Origin of the sequence: Nostoc sp. JL23, from assembly GCF_017115065.1 — a bacterium.
GTDB classification, from domain to species: domain Bacteria; phylum Cyanobacteriota; class Cyanobacteriia; order Cyanobacteriales; family Nostocaceae; genus Nostoc; species Nostoc punctiforme_A.
The window spans coordinates 20,389-37,809 of sequence record NZ_JABXKN010000059.1; the positions used below are offsets into that span (position 1 = coordinate 20,389).

The 17,421-nt window shown below is 39.8% G+C and carries 9 protein-coding genes; 5 read left to right on the top strand and 4 right to left on the bottom strand.

All coding sequences use genetic code 11. From position 1 onward, the window contains the following. Positions 1-491 precede the first annotated feature (491 nt). Complete coding sequence (locus tag HWQ42_RS11880) at positions 492-6,161, bottom strand: alpha-2-macroglobulin (RefSeq protein WP_292812180.1); 5,670 nt, start codon at positions 6,159-6,161, stop codon at positions 492-494. 497 nt (positions 6,162-6,658) lie between these two features. Between HWQ42_RS11880 and pbpC the strand changes: the two genes are divergently transcribed. Continuing rightward, positions 6,659-9,046, top strand: a complete 2,388-nt coding sequence (gene pbpC, locus HWQ42_RS11885) for a penicillin-binding protein 1C (protein WP_292812182.1) — start codon at positions 6,659-6,661, stop codon at positions 9,044-9,046. A 71-nt stretch (positions 9,047-9,117) separates the two neighbouring features. Here the strand turns inward: pbpC and HWQ42_RS11890 are convergent, their stop codons facing one another. The 3 genes from HWQ42_RS11890 to HWQ42_RS11900 all read right to left on the bottom strand — a co-directional run bounded on the left by HWQ42_RS11890 (position 9,118) and on the right by HWQ42_RS11900 (position 12,874). Further along, on the bottom strand, positions 9,118-10,722 hold the full coding sequence (locus HWQ42_RS11890; RefSeq protein ID WP_292812184.1) for an ATP-binding protein: 1,605 nt from the start codon (positions 10,720-10,722) through the stop codon (positions 9,118-9,120). A 34-nt stretch (positions 10,723-10,756) separates the two neighbouring features. Next, positions 10,757-11,278: a hypothetical protein gene (locus HWQ42_RS11895; protein ID WP_292812186.1), complete on the bottom strand. Its 522-nt coding sequence runs from the start codon at positions 11,276-11,278 to the stop codon at positions 10,757-10,759. A 666-nt stretch (positions 11,279-11,944) separates the two neighbouring features. Next, positions 11,945-12,874 (bottom strand): NmrA family NAD(P)-binding protein, encoded by a 930-nt coding sequence (locus tag HWQ42_RS11900; RefSeq protein ID WP_292812188.1) that lies wholly within the window; start codon positions 12,872-12,874, stop codon positions 11,945-11,947. Positions 12,875-13,104: 230 nt separating this feature from the next. Between HWQ42_RS11900 and HWQ42_RS11905 the strand changes: the two genes are divergently transcribed. The 4 genes from HWQ42_RS11905 (at position 13,105) to HWQ42_RS11920 (ending at position 17,313) form a co-directional block, all read left to right on the top strand. Then, a complete protein-coding gene (locus tag HWQ42_RS11905; protein ID WP_292812190.1) occupies positions 13,105-13,878 on the top strand; it encodes a red chlorophyll catabolite reductase in 774 nt (257 codons plus the stop codon). 39 nt (positions 13,879-13,917) lie between these two features. After that, on the top strand, positions 13,918-14,952 hold the full coding sequence (locus HWQ42_RS11910) for a nitrilase-related carbon-nitrogen hydrolase (protein ID WP_292812192.1): 1,035 nt from the start codon (positions 13,918-13,920) through the stop codon (positions 14,950-14,952). A gap of 76 nt (positions 14,953-15,028) precedes the next feature. Then, on the top strand, positions 15,029-16,447 hold the full coding sequence (locus HWQ42_RS11915; protein WP_292812194.1) for an aldehyde dehydrogenase family protein: 1,419 nt from the start codon (positions 15,029-15,031) through the stop codon (positions 16,445-16,447). Between the two features lie 419 nt (positions 16,448-16,866). Continuing rightward, positions 16,867-17,313 carry a DUF3598 family protein gene (locus HWQ42_RS11920; protein ID WP_292812196.1) on the top strand — a complete coding sequence of 149 codons (447 nt, stop codon included), beginning with the start codon at positions 16,867-16,869 and terminating at the stop codon, positions 17,311-17,313. Positions 17,314-17,421 lie beyond the last annotated feature (108 nt).

Sequence of the window (17,421 nt, forward strand, 5' to 3'; positions counted from 1 at the left end):
TGTTTAATATTCAAGCAGAAGTAACTTTCCGACTTTGTTGTGGGAAGGATAATCTGCTCAAGCTTTGGTTGTTCAATTACCAAAGTTTTTTTGATAGTCATTAGCTCAAAACCCACTATTTGAATAGCAAATAATGTCTAATTTGTGATGTTGCAGGTTTAGTTAAGAGTGTGTAGATAATTGGTCTTTGAAGACACGATAAATCTCGCCTCTACATCAGGGTTTTAGGTGTATTGTGTTATATCGTATTGAGGCTAACGCTAAATTGTAACCAGCTAATTTACTGTTATTGTTTTTACTTTAACTTCAACATATCTATGTAATAAACGTAGACTTTACTTAAGTACGCTTGTTAAGAAAGGGTCTTATATGAGCCTTTCCTGCGCTCAAAAAAACCAAATCGGCTAGTTAAGCGTTCTACCCTAGCTAAAATTTGAGTATATACTTGGAAAGATTTTTAGATTTGTTGTATCTAAACATGGTATCAATAATTACTTCCCATCCTCAAGTATTAATATAGATTCAGCAGTGCGCCCAAATTCTTCTGGTGCATATTGCAAGTGAACTTCAGCACCAGGCCAAGAAAATGTCCCAGGTGTCACAGAACGGACTAAGTAATGCAGACTATAAACTCCTGGTTCCAGGTGGTCGGCGTAGGCGATAATGCGATCGCGGTACACATTCTTAAACCCAAGTTCCCAGCTATCGGCTTTTGCTTGTAATGCAGCTGTAGCAGTTTGAAAACTTGCATCTACCGCCTCAAATCCTGATGGTAGCGGATCTTTAATCACCAAATGATCCACAGGATGATCGGCGATAATTTCTAAACCAATATCAAACACCTGTCCAGAGGCTAAAGTCAAGGGTTTATCGAAAGCATAAAGACCTGTTTTTTGCAAAACTTTCTCTTGATTTACTTGACTAATTTCTCGTGTTATGCGTAGTCCGTTAAACCTGCCTGGTTGATTTCCTTGCAAGCGATAATTGTAAGCAACCAAATAGTGCAAAGTGCCATTACCTGATTTTTGCAGCGTTAAATCATTACGCCCACGAGGTAATTTATTCATCGGCACATTTAGCTGTAAGCTAGGATTTCTGTAACCTTCAAAGCGATTTTCTCCTAACTTATTACCAGCTAAATCCACTGTGGCAATAAAATTAGGTGGTGTGGGTTGCAGTTGACTATAATCTACCAAAGCTGTTAAAGCTTGAGCATTATTATAGTTGGTTTGCCATGTACCATCCCGTCGCAATGCCAGCAGACTTTGAAATAACTTATCTATAACTTCGGGTTTACTTTGTTTGACAATAAATAATCGTAAAGCTTGCGCTTGTGTCGTGGTAGATGAACTCATCCATGCCCAACTGCTGGGTAAACTTACAACTGCTGTGCGACCAGTCTCATAGATATTCTGTTGCAGCTTATTGACTAATTGTTGAGATTCATCTTGCCATTCTGGAAATTGAGATAAGTATCGCGCTAGTTTAATTTGAGTTGTTACATCAAAGTTATTGCGCTGTTGATAAATATCTGCGAGGAAAGTATTGCGTTTGTCTCCCAATTCTGCTAAAGAGATTAAAGCATTAAGTTGCAGTTGCCTTTTACAGAGTAGTTGTTTGCAAAACTCATATTCTCCAGGGTTCGCCAGAATTTTTTGTAAATAAGCTTTTAGGCGAGACACTATTGCAGAATCGACTAAATTAGGGAACACCTGACTTGTTTTAGCCAAAGATTCAGCCGTATAGGAAGAAACCCAAGGGTCGGATTTTTCTTGTCCGGGAAAAGTAGCAAAACCACCGTCGGCTATTTGGAGTTTTTGCAATTTTTCAATTGCTTGACTTGCTTGTTGGCTAGGATTAAATTCTACAAAGTTCTGACCATATTTTTGGGCAAGAATTTGCAGATTTGCTGCAATTATTAACTGACTGGCTGCCGGTTCTGTGAATGGTAAATCATCATCTTCTAAAACTTGTTTTGCTGGTGCTTTAATTTCTGGAATCAAAGTACTCGCCAACTGAATATCTAAACCTCCCGCATCAGGGAAGGTATTTTTATCAACATTCAGGGGAATCTTCACCTGTTTTTCAGTGACACCAGATTCAACGACTTGTTCTGTAATTTCAATTGGCTTAATTTCCAAAGGTACTTCAAAAGCATCTGCGGCTGTACCATTTAGCTGAGTCGTAAAGCGAACTTTACCAGTTCCCACGCTATCCGCCAGCATTGGAAAGCGATAAGCATGAGTTGCAGATTCAGCTTTGGTTTGCAAAGAAGTCGCTGTGGGGTTTTTGTCAGCAAACTTCACAGTACCGCTAAGTTCGCCATTAATTGAAAGATTTCCTGTATTTCCAGTGTTGTTAGTTACAGATAAACCAGCGAGGATGCGATCGCCTGGACGGGCAAATTGTGGCAAGATGGCATTAGTTAGCAGTGGCTTGGTGCTGATAAAGGTCGCCTCCCCATTCCCGAAACGCAGATTTCCATCGGTGGCGACAGCCATCACTCGCCATGTAGTTAAGTCATCCGGGAGTTTAAAGGTTATCTGTGTATTCCCATTTGCATCGGTGAGAACAGAACCTTTGTAGTAAGCTAAGGCTTGAAAATCGGTGCGAGTGCGAGTATTGGCTGCACCAGTTGAGAAACCACCGCCATAACCCCAACCTTTAGGTTTAGCTACATCTTGTGCTTGTAATATGACATCTGCGCGATTATCGTTAAAGCGGGTAGAAATTGGCTGTTCTGCATAAACTGTATCTACCAAATCTGGCGGACGATAACCAGAAAGTTGTAACACCGCCTCGTTTACCACCATGACTGTAAACTGTCCTTTGGTGGGATTGCCTTGATTATCCTTCAATTCTAGTTGTACTGTTTCTTCTGCACCGGGTTCTAATGATGCTTGCACTGGCTTAACTTGCAGTTTTAAATACTTATCTTCTAAATTAACTTTAAAAGGTGCAAAACCAATCTTCACCAAGTTATCTAAACTTCCCGCTTCCACTTGATTGATGGGTTTACCTTGTCTTACTAATACAGCTTCAATGGCTGCATTTGGCAACATTTCTGGTGTAACTTGAAACTGAATTTGTGGTGCGCCTCCCTGAACTTTGACAATCTGCTGATAAAGAGGTTTATCTTTAATCACAGCAAAGTATAATTCTGCATCTGGATAGGGAGATTGAATTAATACAGTAGCAGTTTCACCAGGTTTAAACTCTTTTTTATCTAACTTAACTTCTAATACATCATCTTCCTTAGAACCCCAAAACACCGGATTTACTCCAGTTGCCCAAATTTGTAAATCTGTGGCACTTAACTCGCTTCTGGCATCGCTAAAATTCACTCTAATCCGATATGAAGCGGATTCCGGTGCTGTTAAATTTACCGATTGCGGATTACTTGCAGATGTAATTTCTGCTTGTCCCACTGTTTTATATTCAACTTGATTTTTTGGAGTTCGACTACCTTCTACCAACTGCGTGACGCTGCTGTATTTAATCTGTTGTAATTCCACCCGTACCCGTTGACCTGTGATTGGTTTTCCTGTAGGATCAGTAACAATCACTTCAACAGGAAAAGCCTTACCAGCATCAGCGATAAAATTACTTTTTAATCCAATAAGGCGATTACTCGGTAAGGCTGTAAATGTTTTGGAATTCGCTACAGAAAGATTAGAAACATCTGCAACTTGCACATCCACCTGGTAAGTCATCGGATATGGTAAATCATTTGCCACATTCACAGTTTGACTACTTTTACCATTAGCATCTAGCTGGGCATTAGTTTGCAATACATCACTAGATATAGTAGGCGTTTCCTCTGGCCACAACCATTGCCTACCAAAAGTAAATTCCTCCCAACCTTTAGGCACAAAATCAGTCTGCTGACGAGTAATAAAATATTTTGCTTCTCCACCTTCTACAGGCGCACCAAACAAATAATTACTTGTAGCATTAATATTAACTTTCTCGTCAATGAGAGCAAATTCTTTATCTAAGTTGAGTTCGACTTTAAAGTTGGGTGGCTTAAACTCAGCTACCCGAAATTCTCCAGAAATTTCTTGTCCGTTTTTACCTTTAGCCTGGACTGTATAGTAGCCTAAGCGCTGAGTAGTTTTAATTGGCAGTTCTAGAGAAAAACTGCCAAATTCATTTGTAGTTTGCGTACCTAAGCTGGTTTTTTGACCATCGGGATTTACCAAAGTTAATTGGTAAGCAGCATTTTTATCTTGCTGGATTGCACCATTTTGTAAGTAGTCTGCAAAACCAGTTAACCAAGCTTTTTCACCTGGTTGATATAACTGTCTATCTGAGAAAATGACCCCGCGTGATTCGGGTTTAGCATCTTGCCAACCTGCATCAATACCGTAGCCATAAACACCGCTATATTCTTCAGTTCTAGCGAATGCCCAATCTTGATTTTCACGGGCAATTACTAATAACTGTGGTGATTTACTAGAGCTTTCATTTCCAGAATAACATTGCTGTAATCCTTCACTAGCAATTCTAAAAATTCCATTTTCATCAGTTTTACCTATTGCACAAGGTAAAGGTTCGGGGCGAGATTTTGCTTGTAATTTTGATTGATAAATTTCAACAGCCGCCGCTTTAACTGGCGAACCATCTGTAAGATGATTGACGCGAATTAAGCCTGACTCAGGAAACCACTGAGTAAATACGCCCAAATTAGTCAATTCAACTAAGCCATAAGTCGTAGGTTCGCGCCACAGTTCCTTACCATTGTCCTGATATTTATTAGTGCGGGCTTGGACTCCATAAGCTAACATTCCCGTAGTCGAGTTTATTTTTTCTCGCAAAGGAACAGCAATATCAACTGATTGATTTTTCTTACCCGATACCTTGAAGCTTTGCCAATCAGCAGGTTGTGGTAATAAATCACTACTATTATTAAAATAAACTAAATCTGTTGGTTGAACTACTCGATAAGCGGCTTTATATTTAGATTCTGGCAGATTTCCGGTACTAATATTTAGCTGTAAATCTTTACTTGTGGGGAAAATATTCAAATCTGATGGTACCCAGATATCACCAGCTAAATCTCCAGTATCATATTTAAGTGTGACGGGTTTACCCAAAGTTTGCCCAAACTTATCTTTGAGATTTGCACCGATAGTAATTGTATAAGTTTTAGCAGCTTCTAGCGCATAAGGATTTATGCCGACAATTTTATCTTCATCATTAACTTGCAGAATTCTCGAAATCTCTTTTGGTGATGGATTAATAGTAATATTTTCTTTAGCTGAATCTGGCAATAAGACATTATTAAATTTTAGCTGTGGACTACCTTTAACAAATCTTCCAAAAGTTCCCCCTGAATCTGGCTGTCCATAAAAGTTAATTTTCTGAAATGCCAAAGGCGAATAAGTTGCTAACTTAGTGGCAAATTCTTTCGCTGTAGGTAGATTGCCATAAGCAGGACGGATTCCGGGAGAAAATACCAGGCGATAACTGGTTGCTTTTTCCAGATTTTGCTGTGGGATAAGATTATAAATCCAATTGCGTGCTGAAGGGTCAAACTTTTCTAAAGGGTCTTCTTCATTTTTTAATGGTTTTTCTTCTTTGTTTAATTCAGCTTTAAAACCTATACCTTTATTTGTACCTTCGGGAATTAATTGTAAATGTTCTTGTACAGAAGCTAAATCCAATTCGGCATTGGAAGTAAACTGTAACTTCTGTTGTAAATCAATTGGCTCGATATCAGCCTTTTCAATAGGATTAACACCGGGTAAATTAGTCAGGTTGATAGATTCGGTATTGAAAGTCCAAGGTAAATCTTTGTCTAGGCGATGATTTTTTAAATCAGCTAAACCTGCTTTAAGAGTGACTTGAAATCGTGTCGCTATTGGCAAGGCTTTATCAGCTTGAAATCCCACCATACGCGGTGTTAAAAAGCGAAATTGACCGGGTAAAGGCGGCCAAAGGGCAAATTTTTGTAATATTTTTTGCTGTTCTGGACTATCAAGACTTTCAACTGGTATTAAAGCCTCTTTAAAACGGATGCGGATTTGATTGAGGGGTTTTGCATCTCCAATGGGACTAATTTGTTCAATCCAGTCTGGTAATTTTGGTGGTGTGATTGACGAAACTGCTGGAAGTTGTTTTTTACTTGAATTGATACCAAAAAAATTACACCCTGCCATCCCCAGTATAAATGTAAAGATAAGAAAAAACTGTATTGTTCTCTTCCGGCTTAAAGAACGTCTAATTTTTTTTAACGAACCGCTAAGAACGCGAAGAAGGCGATAGGTTATTTTATGCTGGAAACGCAGTAAAACTCTGATAATCATTTTTCTAGTAATTAAAAATAAAAAATTTACAAATTATCGCAAATAAAAACTTGCATTCCCTTATGGAGTCGGAAATGCCAAGGCTAATAAAGGACGCAAGGTAATTAGTTATTTTTACACAAGTTCATAGATGTAACGTATGTTTATTTACATAGATAACTAATCTAGTGTTATTGTTCCAAAAATAACTACAATTCTTAACCATAAAGAAGCATTTAAATTTCGCAAACATTAATTTACATCTGTTGAGTTAGTAAAAATTAATTATTAAGGATTTGAAATATTTACTGATGTAGATGTAATCGCTGCGTCAAGATTAAGGTAGGTTTTCTTGGACAGGGGATTCCCTGATGAAACTAATTTTACGATCGCTACTCAAACTTAAGCGCACTAGTAAAGTTATCCTAGCTGTGCTGGTAATCTGTCTCGTGGTACGCCTACTCCCTTATTTTGCGCCCATTCGTGCCGCAGATATTGCCCAAAATCAATTGGCAATGCAATTTAGCGATCGCAATGGTTTACCATTAGGAACATTGCTCACCCGCGACCAAGAGCATACATCAGTAGTACCCCTAAATCAGGTTTCGCCCCATTTTATTCATGCGATTTTAGCCGCCGAAGATGGCAGCTTTTACCATCATGGGGCGTTGGATATGAAAGCTGTTATCCGCGCCAGCAAAGAAGCCATCCACGCCAAACGAATTGTTTCCGGCGCTTCCACTATTACTATGCAGTTGGCGCGGATGTTAGATCCAGTGCCGCGCAGCTTCTCTGGTAAACTGAGTGAAATTTGGCTATCTTGGCGGTTAGCAGCAGGGATGAATAAAGATGAAATTCTCTCTGCATATATCAATCGGCTGCCAATGGGCGGGAATATATATGGTGTGGAAGCAGCCGCGCAGATTTATTTTTCCATCCCAGCTAGTGAGTTGAATCTTGCTCAAGCTAGTTTGTTGGCTGCTATTCCTAATAATCCCACATACTTTAACCCTTATGAACATTGGGAACGGCTGAAGCAACGGCAAAAATACGTCCTTAATCGGATGGTAGAGGAAAAGTACATCAGTGGTGCGATAGCTGCGCCAACGTCTTCGACGAACGCCACCCGAACACACAGCGAAAAAGTTGTGTTTCAATCTCGCCAACGGGGAATTATCGCCGCACCACACTTTTTATTTTGGTTAGCCAATCAAATCTCCCCAACACCCCTTGATAAAGGAGGCTTAATCCCCCCCTTTTTAAGGGGGGTTAGGGGGGATCAATCCGTTATCCGCACCACCATAAATCGCTCTTTGCAGCAGTTTGTCGAAGCACAGGTACAGCAGGTAATTTCTTCCCTCGCCGCTAACAATGTCCATGATGCAGCGGCGTTAGTGATTGATAACCACACTGGTGAAGTTTTGGCTTATGTCGGTTCGCCTGATTACTTTAATGAAGCCAAACTGGGACGCAATGATGGAGTGCAAGCGCTACGTCAACCAGGTTCTACGCTCAAGCCTTTTGTCTATGAATTAGCTTTAGAAAAAGGTTTAATTCGTCCAAATACCATTTTGGCAGATGTACCCGCCCGTTATGCAATTCCCGGTGCAAAACTTTATAGCCCTACAGATTATACTGAAAGGTTTCTTGGGCCAGTGCGGGTGCGAATCGCTTTAGCAAATTCCCTAAATGTCCCCGCCGTGCGCGTGTTAGAAAAAGTAGGTGTGGAAACTTTCTTAGAACGACTACATCAACTGGGGTTTGAACACCTCAATCAAACTCCAGAACATTATGGTTTGGGTTTAACTTTAGGTAGTGGTGAAGTCAGCCTCTGGGAATTAGCTCATGCCTACCTGACCATAGCACGACTTGGAGATGCTACACCTTTAGTAAGCACATTTTTCAATTCTCCAATCTCAAATCCAAGTTACGCTGGAAGCGTATCAAAGGTGCGACCTAAAATCCCAAATTCGACAACAATATGGCAATTAATCACCAACATACTCAGTGACAATCATGCTCGTGCAACAGCTTTTGGTGTAAACTCTGTATTAAATTTACCCTTTCCCTCTGCTGTTAAAACTGGCACTTCTTCCAATTTTCGTGATACTTGGACTGTTGGCTTCACCACAGATTACACTGTCGCTACTTGGGTAGGTAACTTCAACGGTGAACCGATGCGACAGGTTTCAGGTGTGACTGGGGCTGCACCCTTATGGAATCGAATTATGTTACATCTGCACGAACATCAAGAACCAGAAGGTTTTCCATCTCCAGAAGGTTTAGTGCAATTACCTGTTTGTGCAATTTCAGGGTTACGACCAACACCAGATTGTACCTCAGTAGTACAGGAATATTTCTATCCAGAAGATAAAAATAATTACGAAGGTGAAAATCAATTTAATTTGCCACCAGAGTATGATGAATGGTTGGCAAAACAACAGCAATCAAATTTTACTTCTACCAGTTTGAGAATTTTATCTCCGCATCATGACGATTTATTTTTACTCTATCCAGGTGAAGAAGGTAAGCAAAAACTCGAATTTAAGTTAGCAGGAAATAAATCTGCACCAGTTGAATGGTGGTTAAATGGGGAAAAGTTAGATACCAACTCAGCTAATTCTTTATTTTGGAATTTGCGTCCTGGAAAATGGACTTTGGAAGCGAGAAGTGGAGAAATGAGCGATAAGGTAAGTTTTCAGGTGGAGTTAGCCAATATTAAACCCACACGTCGAGGATTTTCTATTAGTAATTTTTAGGAAGATAGCGTAGATACCCAAATTTGTCGGCATCATTTGGATATGCTATATAGCTTTGTTAATATATTTGCTTACTGTACTTGCTTGATAGGAATCTCAATCACAAACTCTGTACCCTTACCAGGTGAAGAAATACACTTGATTTTTCCGTTATGCTTATCTACTATGATTTGGTAACTAATAGATAATCCTAAGCCAGTACCTTTACCTACAGGTTTAGTAGTAAAGAAGGGGTCAAACAATCTAGTCTTGACTTCCTCAGTCATTCCTGGCCCATTATCTTTAATACTAATAATCACGCACTCTTTATTCTTAACTTGAGTATGGATAATAATACAGCTAAGGTCTTTTTTAACCTTTCCTTTTAAACACTCTGTTTCCCATTCATATAAAGCATCAATAGCGTTAGTTAAGATATTCATAAACACCTGATTTAGCCCTCCTGCATAACATTCAACAAGAGGCAAATCACCATAATCTTTAATTATTGCAATTTCCTGCTGTTTATGCTTTTCCTTCAGACGATACTGTAAAATTAATAACGAGCTATCAATCCCTTCATGAATATCAACAGGTTTCATTTCTGCTTCATCAAGACGCGAGAAGTTCCGCAAAGTTAGCACAATCTCGCGGATGCGCTCAGTACCAACTGCCATTGAGGATAAAACTTTCGGCATATCATCAATAATAAACTCTAAATCTATCTTATTAATCAAACTAGTTATTTCTGGGTTGTGATTAAAATTTTCTTGCTGATATAGGTTAATTAAAGTTAATAAGTGCTGACTATATTCTTTAATATGTATCACGTTCCCATAAATGAAATTAACTGGATTATTTATTTCATGAGCAACACCAGCAACTAGCTGACCTAATGAAGACATTTTTTCAGTTTGAATAAGTTGTACTTGAGCGTTTTGCAAGTCTTGCAGTGTATGTTGTAATTCAAGATTTTTGTGCTTTAATTTTGCCGTTCTCTCTGTAACTTGCATTTCCAACCTATAATTCGTTTCTTCTAAAGCGGCTTGAGCAATTTTTTTAGCTTTTAAATATTGCTGTAATAAACGCAATACTAAAAGCCATGCCGGAATCAGCATTAATAAACTTATAATAGATTCTAAAATTGCCCAAAATATTCGTTTGTAATAATCATTAATTTTCTGCTGTAACTGAAGTGAGATATTACGCTTTCTTTTCGCAATACCATCAGCATAAATTTGTTTTTGATTTTCATACTCCTGGTTAAAAAGTAGTAATTGCGCTATCTCTTTCTGATTTTTTTTAACTAATTTAAAAGATTGATATTCCATTGCAACTAATCGCTGATTAGCAGCATCAATTTTTTTAGCGTCCTCATTTTCATATACTTTAGGAGCCAGTTTAATAGATTCTTTAATAGCAATATCCAGCTTAGGTTCAAATTGGCGATATCGTTCTTCCCAAATCAACTTTCCTGTAGCAGCATTCATGCGTGCTGACATTGTTAACACTTCATCAAGATAAGTAATTTCATCACTCAGCCTTTGGAGTTTAAATTCATATTTAGTAATACTATTAAAATTATCATATACTTGCCAGTTGAGCAAAATTTGAGGAATAAACAAGAGTAACGTCAGCAGTACTGTTAAAGTTACTATTTGAGAGGGAACTAATCTCAGTTTGTTAGGCAATTGCATTTTTATATATAGTATTTTTTAGATATATGTTAATTTATATATTAATCAAATTTAATTCATGTGTGAGTATAAATTTTATTTCATCAGTATTGATATCGAAAATATTTCTTAAATATCCTATATTTTGATCTTGATAAAGTTCAAAATTAATCTCGTTTATGTTTTTCATTTTGATTCTTCTGCCATAAATAAAGCCTAAGTCAAATTTTATTAAATCTAACGTTGAAAATTTATAAGGATATGGATATATAAATTTAGTAAAAAGTTTATAGATGAATAAATGTAGCTTATTAGTTTTTAAGTCATTACCCATTGTAAATCCAATTACGAAAGCTTCATCTTCAGAAGAAAGACCTCTACCTAAAAGTATATGAATATAATCATGATGGCGCAGACTAATTTTTCCAGGTAACGCCAATAGACTATTAGGATTCTCTAGTAACCAAATTACAAAAGGAATTTTGGGTTGATGAAAATTAAATACTATTGAATATACTTCGTTTAAATTCATTTTAGCTATGTCTAGCTGAAAAGTTTCATCTAAATCAAAAGCCATATTTATACTTGTAACAAAAGAACTAACTTATTAGTATTTGTTTTTGTTCTGATTTGTCTATGTTTACTAAGAAAATTATTTTTATTTTTACAATTAATTATAGCAAGAACTATTTTGTATAAAGTTTCAGTATTATTACTTAAATTAAAGTAAGCATAAAGGCATCTAAATGAGGAATCATAGATTGCTCACAGAGCGTCTTGTACAGTTGCAAAAGAACTTCAAAACCCTGCAAATGTTTTCTTTCACTACCCTATGAAAAGCCAGTTTCGACGTCTATATCCTACTCGAAATGACAGTATTATATTTTCTTATGCCCGTGTACTTAAGGATGTTGCTGCAATAGCTTTATCATGGTTTAGTTAATGGGCTGTTTTCCACAGTTCTAAAGTCGCTGAATGCGTTGCTTGATATGGGCAACGAGCTAGACACTAGAAGGTGTCAAAATAAACATTAAAGTTTATAGAAAAGCCTGCCACAGCCAAACTCAATCTCTGTTTCATCAGACTCATCCTCAAAAGGCTAGCGAATGAATAGATGTCAAATGGATTCTATAGGACTCATATTTGATTTTTGAAAACATTCAATATAGCTCAAAGAGGCTTCTTTGCTGTTGCCTTCCTACGCAAATAATTTCAGAAATTAAATCAGATTGCTATAGTCCAATCACAGACTCTCGTAAGTAAGTTCTGCATTTGCCCAGTTGGTTTCTGTCAGAAATTCCCTAAATGTGGTCAGAAGTCCAGGAAACTCTTCTTCTCGTAAACGCTGGACATCGGCTTGATAACCTCGCTTGCGATACCACTGAATCAAATCGAACAGTTCCTTTTGCAGCAAGAGTAAGAAAATCCAGGCGGGTGTCTCTTTGTAGACAACTTTCATCCCTTGTGCTTGAGAAAATGCCTCTGCCATTTGAAGAGGAGTCAGCATATCACCAGCTAGCTCAATTTCTTGACCAATATACTTGGTGGGATGTTTAATGACGTAGGCAGCAACGCGGCCCATGTCTTTCGTTGTAATTAGATGAAGGGGCTTGTTTGGCTGAATGGAAAATGGGAAACTACCTTTGAGGATGGAAGGTCGCGTGTACTTCTTCCAAAACTCCTCCATAAACAAGCAGGCTCGCAACATAGTAGTCGGTAAGCCAGCTTCTTTGAGAATTTTTTCTACCTGGTACTTTTGCTCTATGCGGGGGATTCCTGAATTCCTATCCGCTCCACCTGCGGAATTGTAGACAAAGTGCTTAATGTCAGCTTGCTTGGCAGCTTGTGCAACTCGCCTTGCCCTCTCCACTTCTAGCGGGTCAATTTTAGTAGAGTCCGCAGAAGTGGCGTGGCAGTAAACAGCCGAAATCCCTGCAAAGGCTGCTATGAGCGAAGTTTCATCATCGAGGTTGGCTTTTACCAGTTCAACTCCGGCATCGTTGAGTTTTGCAAGAGTTGGACGATTAAGGTCAATTTCTCTAGTGATGACTCGCAGGTTGGTTACTCCCTGTTCGAGAAATCCCTTGACGACATTTCCACCTGTGCCGCCAGTAACTCCGATGAGTAAAATTTTATCGGTGTTTGACTCTGTGCGATCGGGGAAATTTGACATTCTCTCTTCTACCTGGAGTTCTTTTATTTAAATTAAGTTTATACAAAGACAGGAGAAGCAAACAATAATTGAAGAAAAATTCAGAATTCAGAATACATCCGTCTGAATCACGGTGCAAGATGTAAGTTAACCCCAGAACAACTCTGACAGAAGCTAGATACTTGTATTTTGTTTTGTTTTGACATTATGCTTTGTTTGTATTCGTTATCTCACAAGGGTACATACAAACAGTGCTTGAGCAGCAACCTAATGTAAACAGTACAACCTTATCTGAGCAGTTATGGGGTTTGACAAACGAACTTCGTCAGAAAATAGACGCTCGTTTTGAATTACATCCAGATCCTTCTGTAGAAAATTTACAGCAATACAGCACTCTTGATGGCAATATGAAGGGTTCGCTGACTGCTTTTTCCGGGAAAGATATTGACTGGCTAGTACATTCGCGGCTAGGAAACTCTGAAAAATCAAACTTTAGCACCATGCGTCTCACGACTTGGTTGAAGTCGCATATTCAGGTTCCTCATTTGGCCTTTGAGTTTGGCACACTTCCAAATGGAAATATTTTATTTTATGTAGATTACATTGCCCGAACTGAGCTTTTAACCGATTTGGCATATCTCGATCGCTACTATGAGCCAGTTAACCCAACATTCTTAAAGTTACAGGAAGATTCGCGGCTCAAGGTATTTACTAGCAAAAGTGCTTATATCCGTCTATTTCAATCACCTGTTAGCTTGTGCTACACAGGCGCACCAACTTTTGAAACCCTCGAACTAACTCGCGCACTTGCACACGAAACACTTGATCGCTGGCTTACTTGGGTAGATGCAGCTGAACCTGTGCCAGAAGATGCACGGGAAGCTCTAGCTGCTCGTGATTTAGCGCTCCGCCGCATCAGTGCGGAACGCGATCCAGGTAATAAATTTGCCGCGCAGATATTTGGCTCGGAATTGACAGATAAACTTGTGCGATCGCTCTGGGGTGGTGATCGCATTAGTCATTAGTTATTTGTCATTGGTCATTTGTCCTTAGTCCCATACCCTATGCCCACTAATCTAGAATCATTCCGCGCTTTGGCACTGCAAGTTACCTGTCATGCAGTCAACCAAACTAGCGATCGCCACGAAGCACGATCGCTCATGCAAAACTCCATCAACCGCCTAGCTCAACAAATTGCTGCCAGTCTCGCTTTCATTGGCTTTGATTGTCGTTTAATTGTACTGCCAGAATATTTCCTGACTGGTTTCCCAATGGGAGATACTCTATCAGGGTGGGCAGAAAAAGCCTGTATAGAAATGGCTGGTGCTGAGTATGAGGCGCTGGGTAAAATTGCCCAAAAGCATAAAATCTTTTTAGCAGGTAACGCCTACGAAGTTGACCCCAACTTTCCCGGATTGTACTTTCAAACCTGCTTTATTCTTGACCCCTCTGGCTCAATCATCTTGCGGTATCGGCGGCTAAATTCCTTATTTGCTCCCACCCCCCATGATGTTTGGGATAAATATCTTGACTGCTATGGCTTAGAAGGAGTTTTCCCCGTTGCCAAAACGGAGATCGGTAATTTGGCTGCTTTAGCATCAGAAGAAATTTTGTATCCAGAAGTAGCGCGGTGCTTGGCGATGCGAGGAGCAGAGATTTTTGTCCATTCCACTTCGGAAGTATACAACAAAAATCTCACGCCCAAAGACGCGGCAAAAATCACTCGTGCCGTGGAAAATCTGGCTTATGTAGTTTCAGCCAATACCGCAGGCATCGCTAATATTGCCATCCCCATTGCTTCAGCTGATGGTGGCTCTAAAATCATTGACCATCGCGGAATCGTATTAGCAGAAACAGGTGCAGGCGAGAGCATGGCAGCATTTGCAGAGATTGATTTAGCAGCATTACGCCGCGATCGCCGCCGACCGGGGTTAAATAATTTACTTTCCCGCCAGCGATTTGAACTATACGCCGAAAGTTATCGCCAATCACACTTTTACCCCGCTAATACTATGCTGGAAGGAGAAGTAGACCGCAAACATTTCCTGCAAACACAGCAAGCCACCATTGAGCGTTTAACCCAATTGGGCATAATTTGAATTTGGAAATGGGGCATTAGGCATGGGGAAATAAAGAATAGATAACTTTTGACAAATGACTAATGACCAATGACAAATGACAAAAACAATAGAAGTCCGCAATCCCCGAACTGGCAAATTTGACTACGTAATTATCCCGCCGCCTCCAAGGCTGGTGGTACAACAATGTAAGCGCACGCGTCGGGCACAAGTTCGCTGGCAGCAATTGGGCTTAGAGGGGAGAATTGAAGCCTTACAGCAGTGGAAACAGGCGATATCATCTGGACGCGATCGCCTCACGGAAGCTTTGGTAAATGATACAGGAAGATTATCGACCTCAGTATTGGAAATAGACTCTTTCCTCTCCAGCATCGATCGATGGTGTCGGCTAGCACCGGAATTGCTGCAAGAATCGGCAAAAAATACAGCCATTCCGTTTATTGCTTTACAACAAATATCCGTTCCTTATCCTCTAGTCGGGGTAATTAGCCCGTGGAATTTTCCGCTGTTACTGTCTACCATTGATACCATCCCGGCATTATTGGCGGGTTGTGCTGTCATTGTCAAACCCAGTGAAATTGCTCCCCGCTTCGTAGCACCACTCAAAACAGCACTCAACGCCGTTCCCGAATTGCGCGATGTTTTAACTTTTGTGGAAGGAGCAGGCGAAACTGGATCTGTTTTGATTGAAAATGTAGATTTAGTATGCTTTACAGGCAGTGTAGCCACGGGGAGAAAAGTTGCACAAGCGGCTGCAAAACAGTTTATTCCAGCTTTTTTGGAATTAGGAGGAAAAGATCCTGCGATCGTTTTAGAATCAGCCAACTTAGAATTAGCAACCTCAGCAATATTGTGGGGTTCTGTCGTCAACACCGGACAGTCATGCCTCTCAATTGAGCGAATTTACGTTGCAGAATCGATATTTGAAAAGTTTTATCATCAACTAGTAGCCAAAGCACATCGCCTTCAACTAGCCTATCCCACAGTCGAAAGTGGAGAAATTGGCCCCATCATCGCCGAAAAACAAGCAGCCATTATTAGCGATCATCTCCTAGATGCAGTGGAAAAGGGAGCAGTCATTCACTGCGGTGGTGTCATTGAAGACTTAGGTGGCGGTTGGTGGTGTCGTCCCACAGTGCTTACCCAGGTTAATCATTCCATGAAAGTGATGACCGAAGAGACTTTTGGCCCCATTATGCCAATAATGCCTTTTTCCACAGTTGAGGAAGCGGTGTCTTTAGCCAATGATTCAATTTATGGATTAAGTGCTGCTGTATTTGCCTCGGAAACAGAAGCCTTAGAAGTTGCCCATCAAATAGATGCAGGTGCTATTAGTATCAACGATGCTGGACTCACCGCCATCATGCACGAAGGAGAGAAAAACGCCTTTAAATTTTCTGGTTTGGGAGGTTCGCGTATGGGTGCAGCGGCGCTGAAACGGTTCATGCGAAAAAAAGCTATTTTGATCAAAACTAACGCTACTAATGACCCTTGGTGGTTTAATAATGAAGTTTGAAGGAGGCAAGAGGCAGGAGACAATGTTTCGACTCCCTTCTCTACGAGAGGCTGCGCCAACGACTACGCTCAGGGCAAGTCGCTCAACAAACAGAAGGTAATGTTTTTAAGAGCAGTGTAATGCATCGGCTCACAATGCCATTGTTTTGACTCACAATGCCATTGTCTCGGCTCATAATGCCATTGTATCGACTTACAATGCGATTGTATCGACTCACAATGCGATTGTTTTGACTCACAATGCGATTGTTTTGACTTACAATGCGATTGTTTTGACTTACAATGCGATTGTCTCGGCTCATAATGCCATTGTATCGACTTACAATGTTAATGCTAACATTCAGCAGTTTTTGTAGAGTAAGCACTGCTTACCTGCTCAAACGGTTGTTTTTACCTAAGGTTGTTGAGAGGTGAATTACAATGTCAAATATTCGAGAAGGAATGCCCGTGCTTGCCCGTCATGAAGGAGATTGGGTAGGAACTTATACATTAATTGATATAACAGGAAAAATCATCGACAAGTATGAATCTCACTTAACTTGTCAATTTCCAGAAAATGGCCCTCATCCCTACTACCAAATCAATCGCTACAAATGGTCTGATGGGAAACGAGAAGAATATGAATTTCCAGGAATCTATAAAGATAATAAACTTTGGTTTGACACCGATCGCATAGACGGAAAAGCCTGGGAAGCCGATGATTCGATTGTTATTTTGTGGTTTAGTTATAAGACAAACCCAGAAATGAGCTTATATGAAATGATTTACATTAGTCCTGACAATAACAATCGTGCCCGCACTTGGCATTGGTTTAAGAACAATCAAATCTTTCAACGCACCCTAATTCAAGAAGAACGGGTAAGATAGTAATTTCTCCCCTCAAAGATAAATCTCATTATTCTCCAGTCCGCGCAGGTGGTCACTGAGCCTGTCGAAGCGCGGACTTTGTTTGTGTAGCCACGGCTTCCAGTCGTT

Excerpts from the sequence above, each read along its gene's own strand:
- pbpC (WP_292812182.1), top strand. The coding sequence starts at position 6,659 with ATGAAACTAATTTTACGATCGCTACTCAAACTTAAGCGCACTAGTAAA.
- HWQ42_RS11900 (WP_292812188.1), bottom strand. The coding sequence starts at position 12,874 with ATGTCAAATTTCCCCGATCGCACAGAGTCAAACACCGATAAAATTTTA.
- HWQ42_RS11880 (WP_292812180.1), bottom strand. The coding sequence starts at position 6,161 with ATGGCAGGGTGTAATTTTTTTGGTATCAATTCAAGTAAAAAACAACTT.
- HWQ42_RS11910 (WP_292812192.1), top strand. The coding sequence starts at position 13,918 with ATGCCCACTAATCTAGAATCATTCCGCGCTTTGGCACTGCAAGTTACC.
- HWQ42_RS11895 (WP_292812186.1), bottom strand. The coding sequence starts at position 11,278 with ATGGCTTTTGATTTAGATGAAACTTTTCAGCTAGACATAGCTAAAATG.
- HWQ42_RS11890 (WP_292812184.1), bottom strand. The coding sequence starts at position 10,722 with ATGCAATTGCCTAACAAACTGAGATTAGTTCCCTCTCAAATAGTAACT.
- HWQ42_RS11920 (WP_292812196.1), top strand. The coding sequence starts at position 16,867 with ATGTCAAATATTCGAGAAGGAATGCCCGTGCTTGCCCGTCATGAAGGA.
- HWQ42_RS11915 (WP_292812194.1), top strand. The coding sequence starts at position 15,029 with ATGACAAAAACAATAGAAGTCCGCAATCCCCGAACTGGCAAATTTGAC.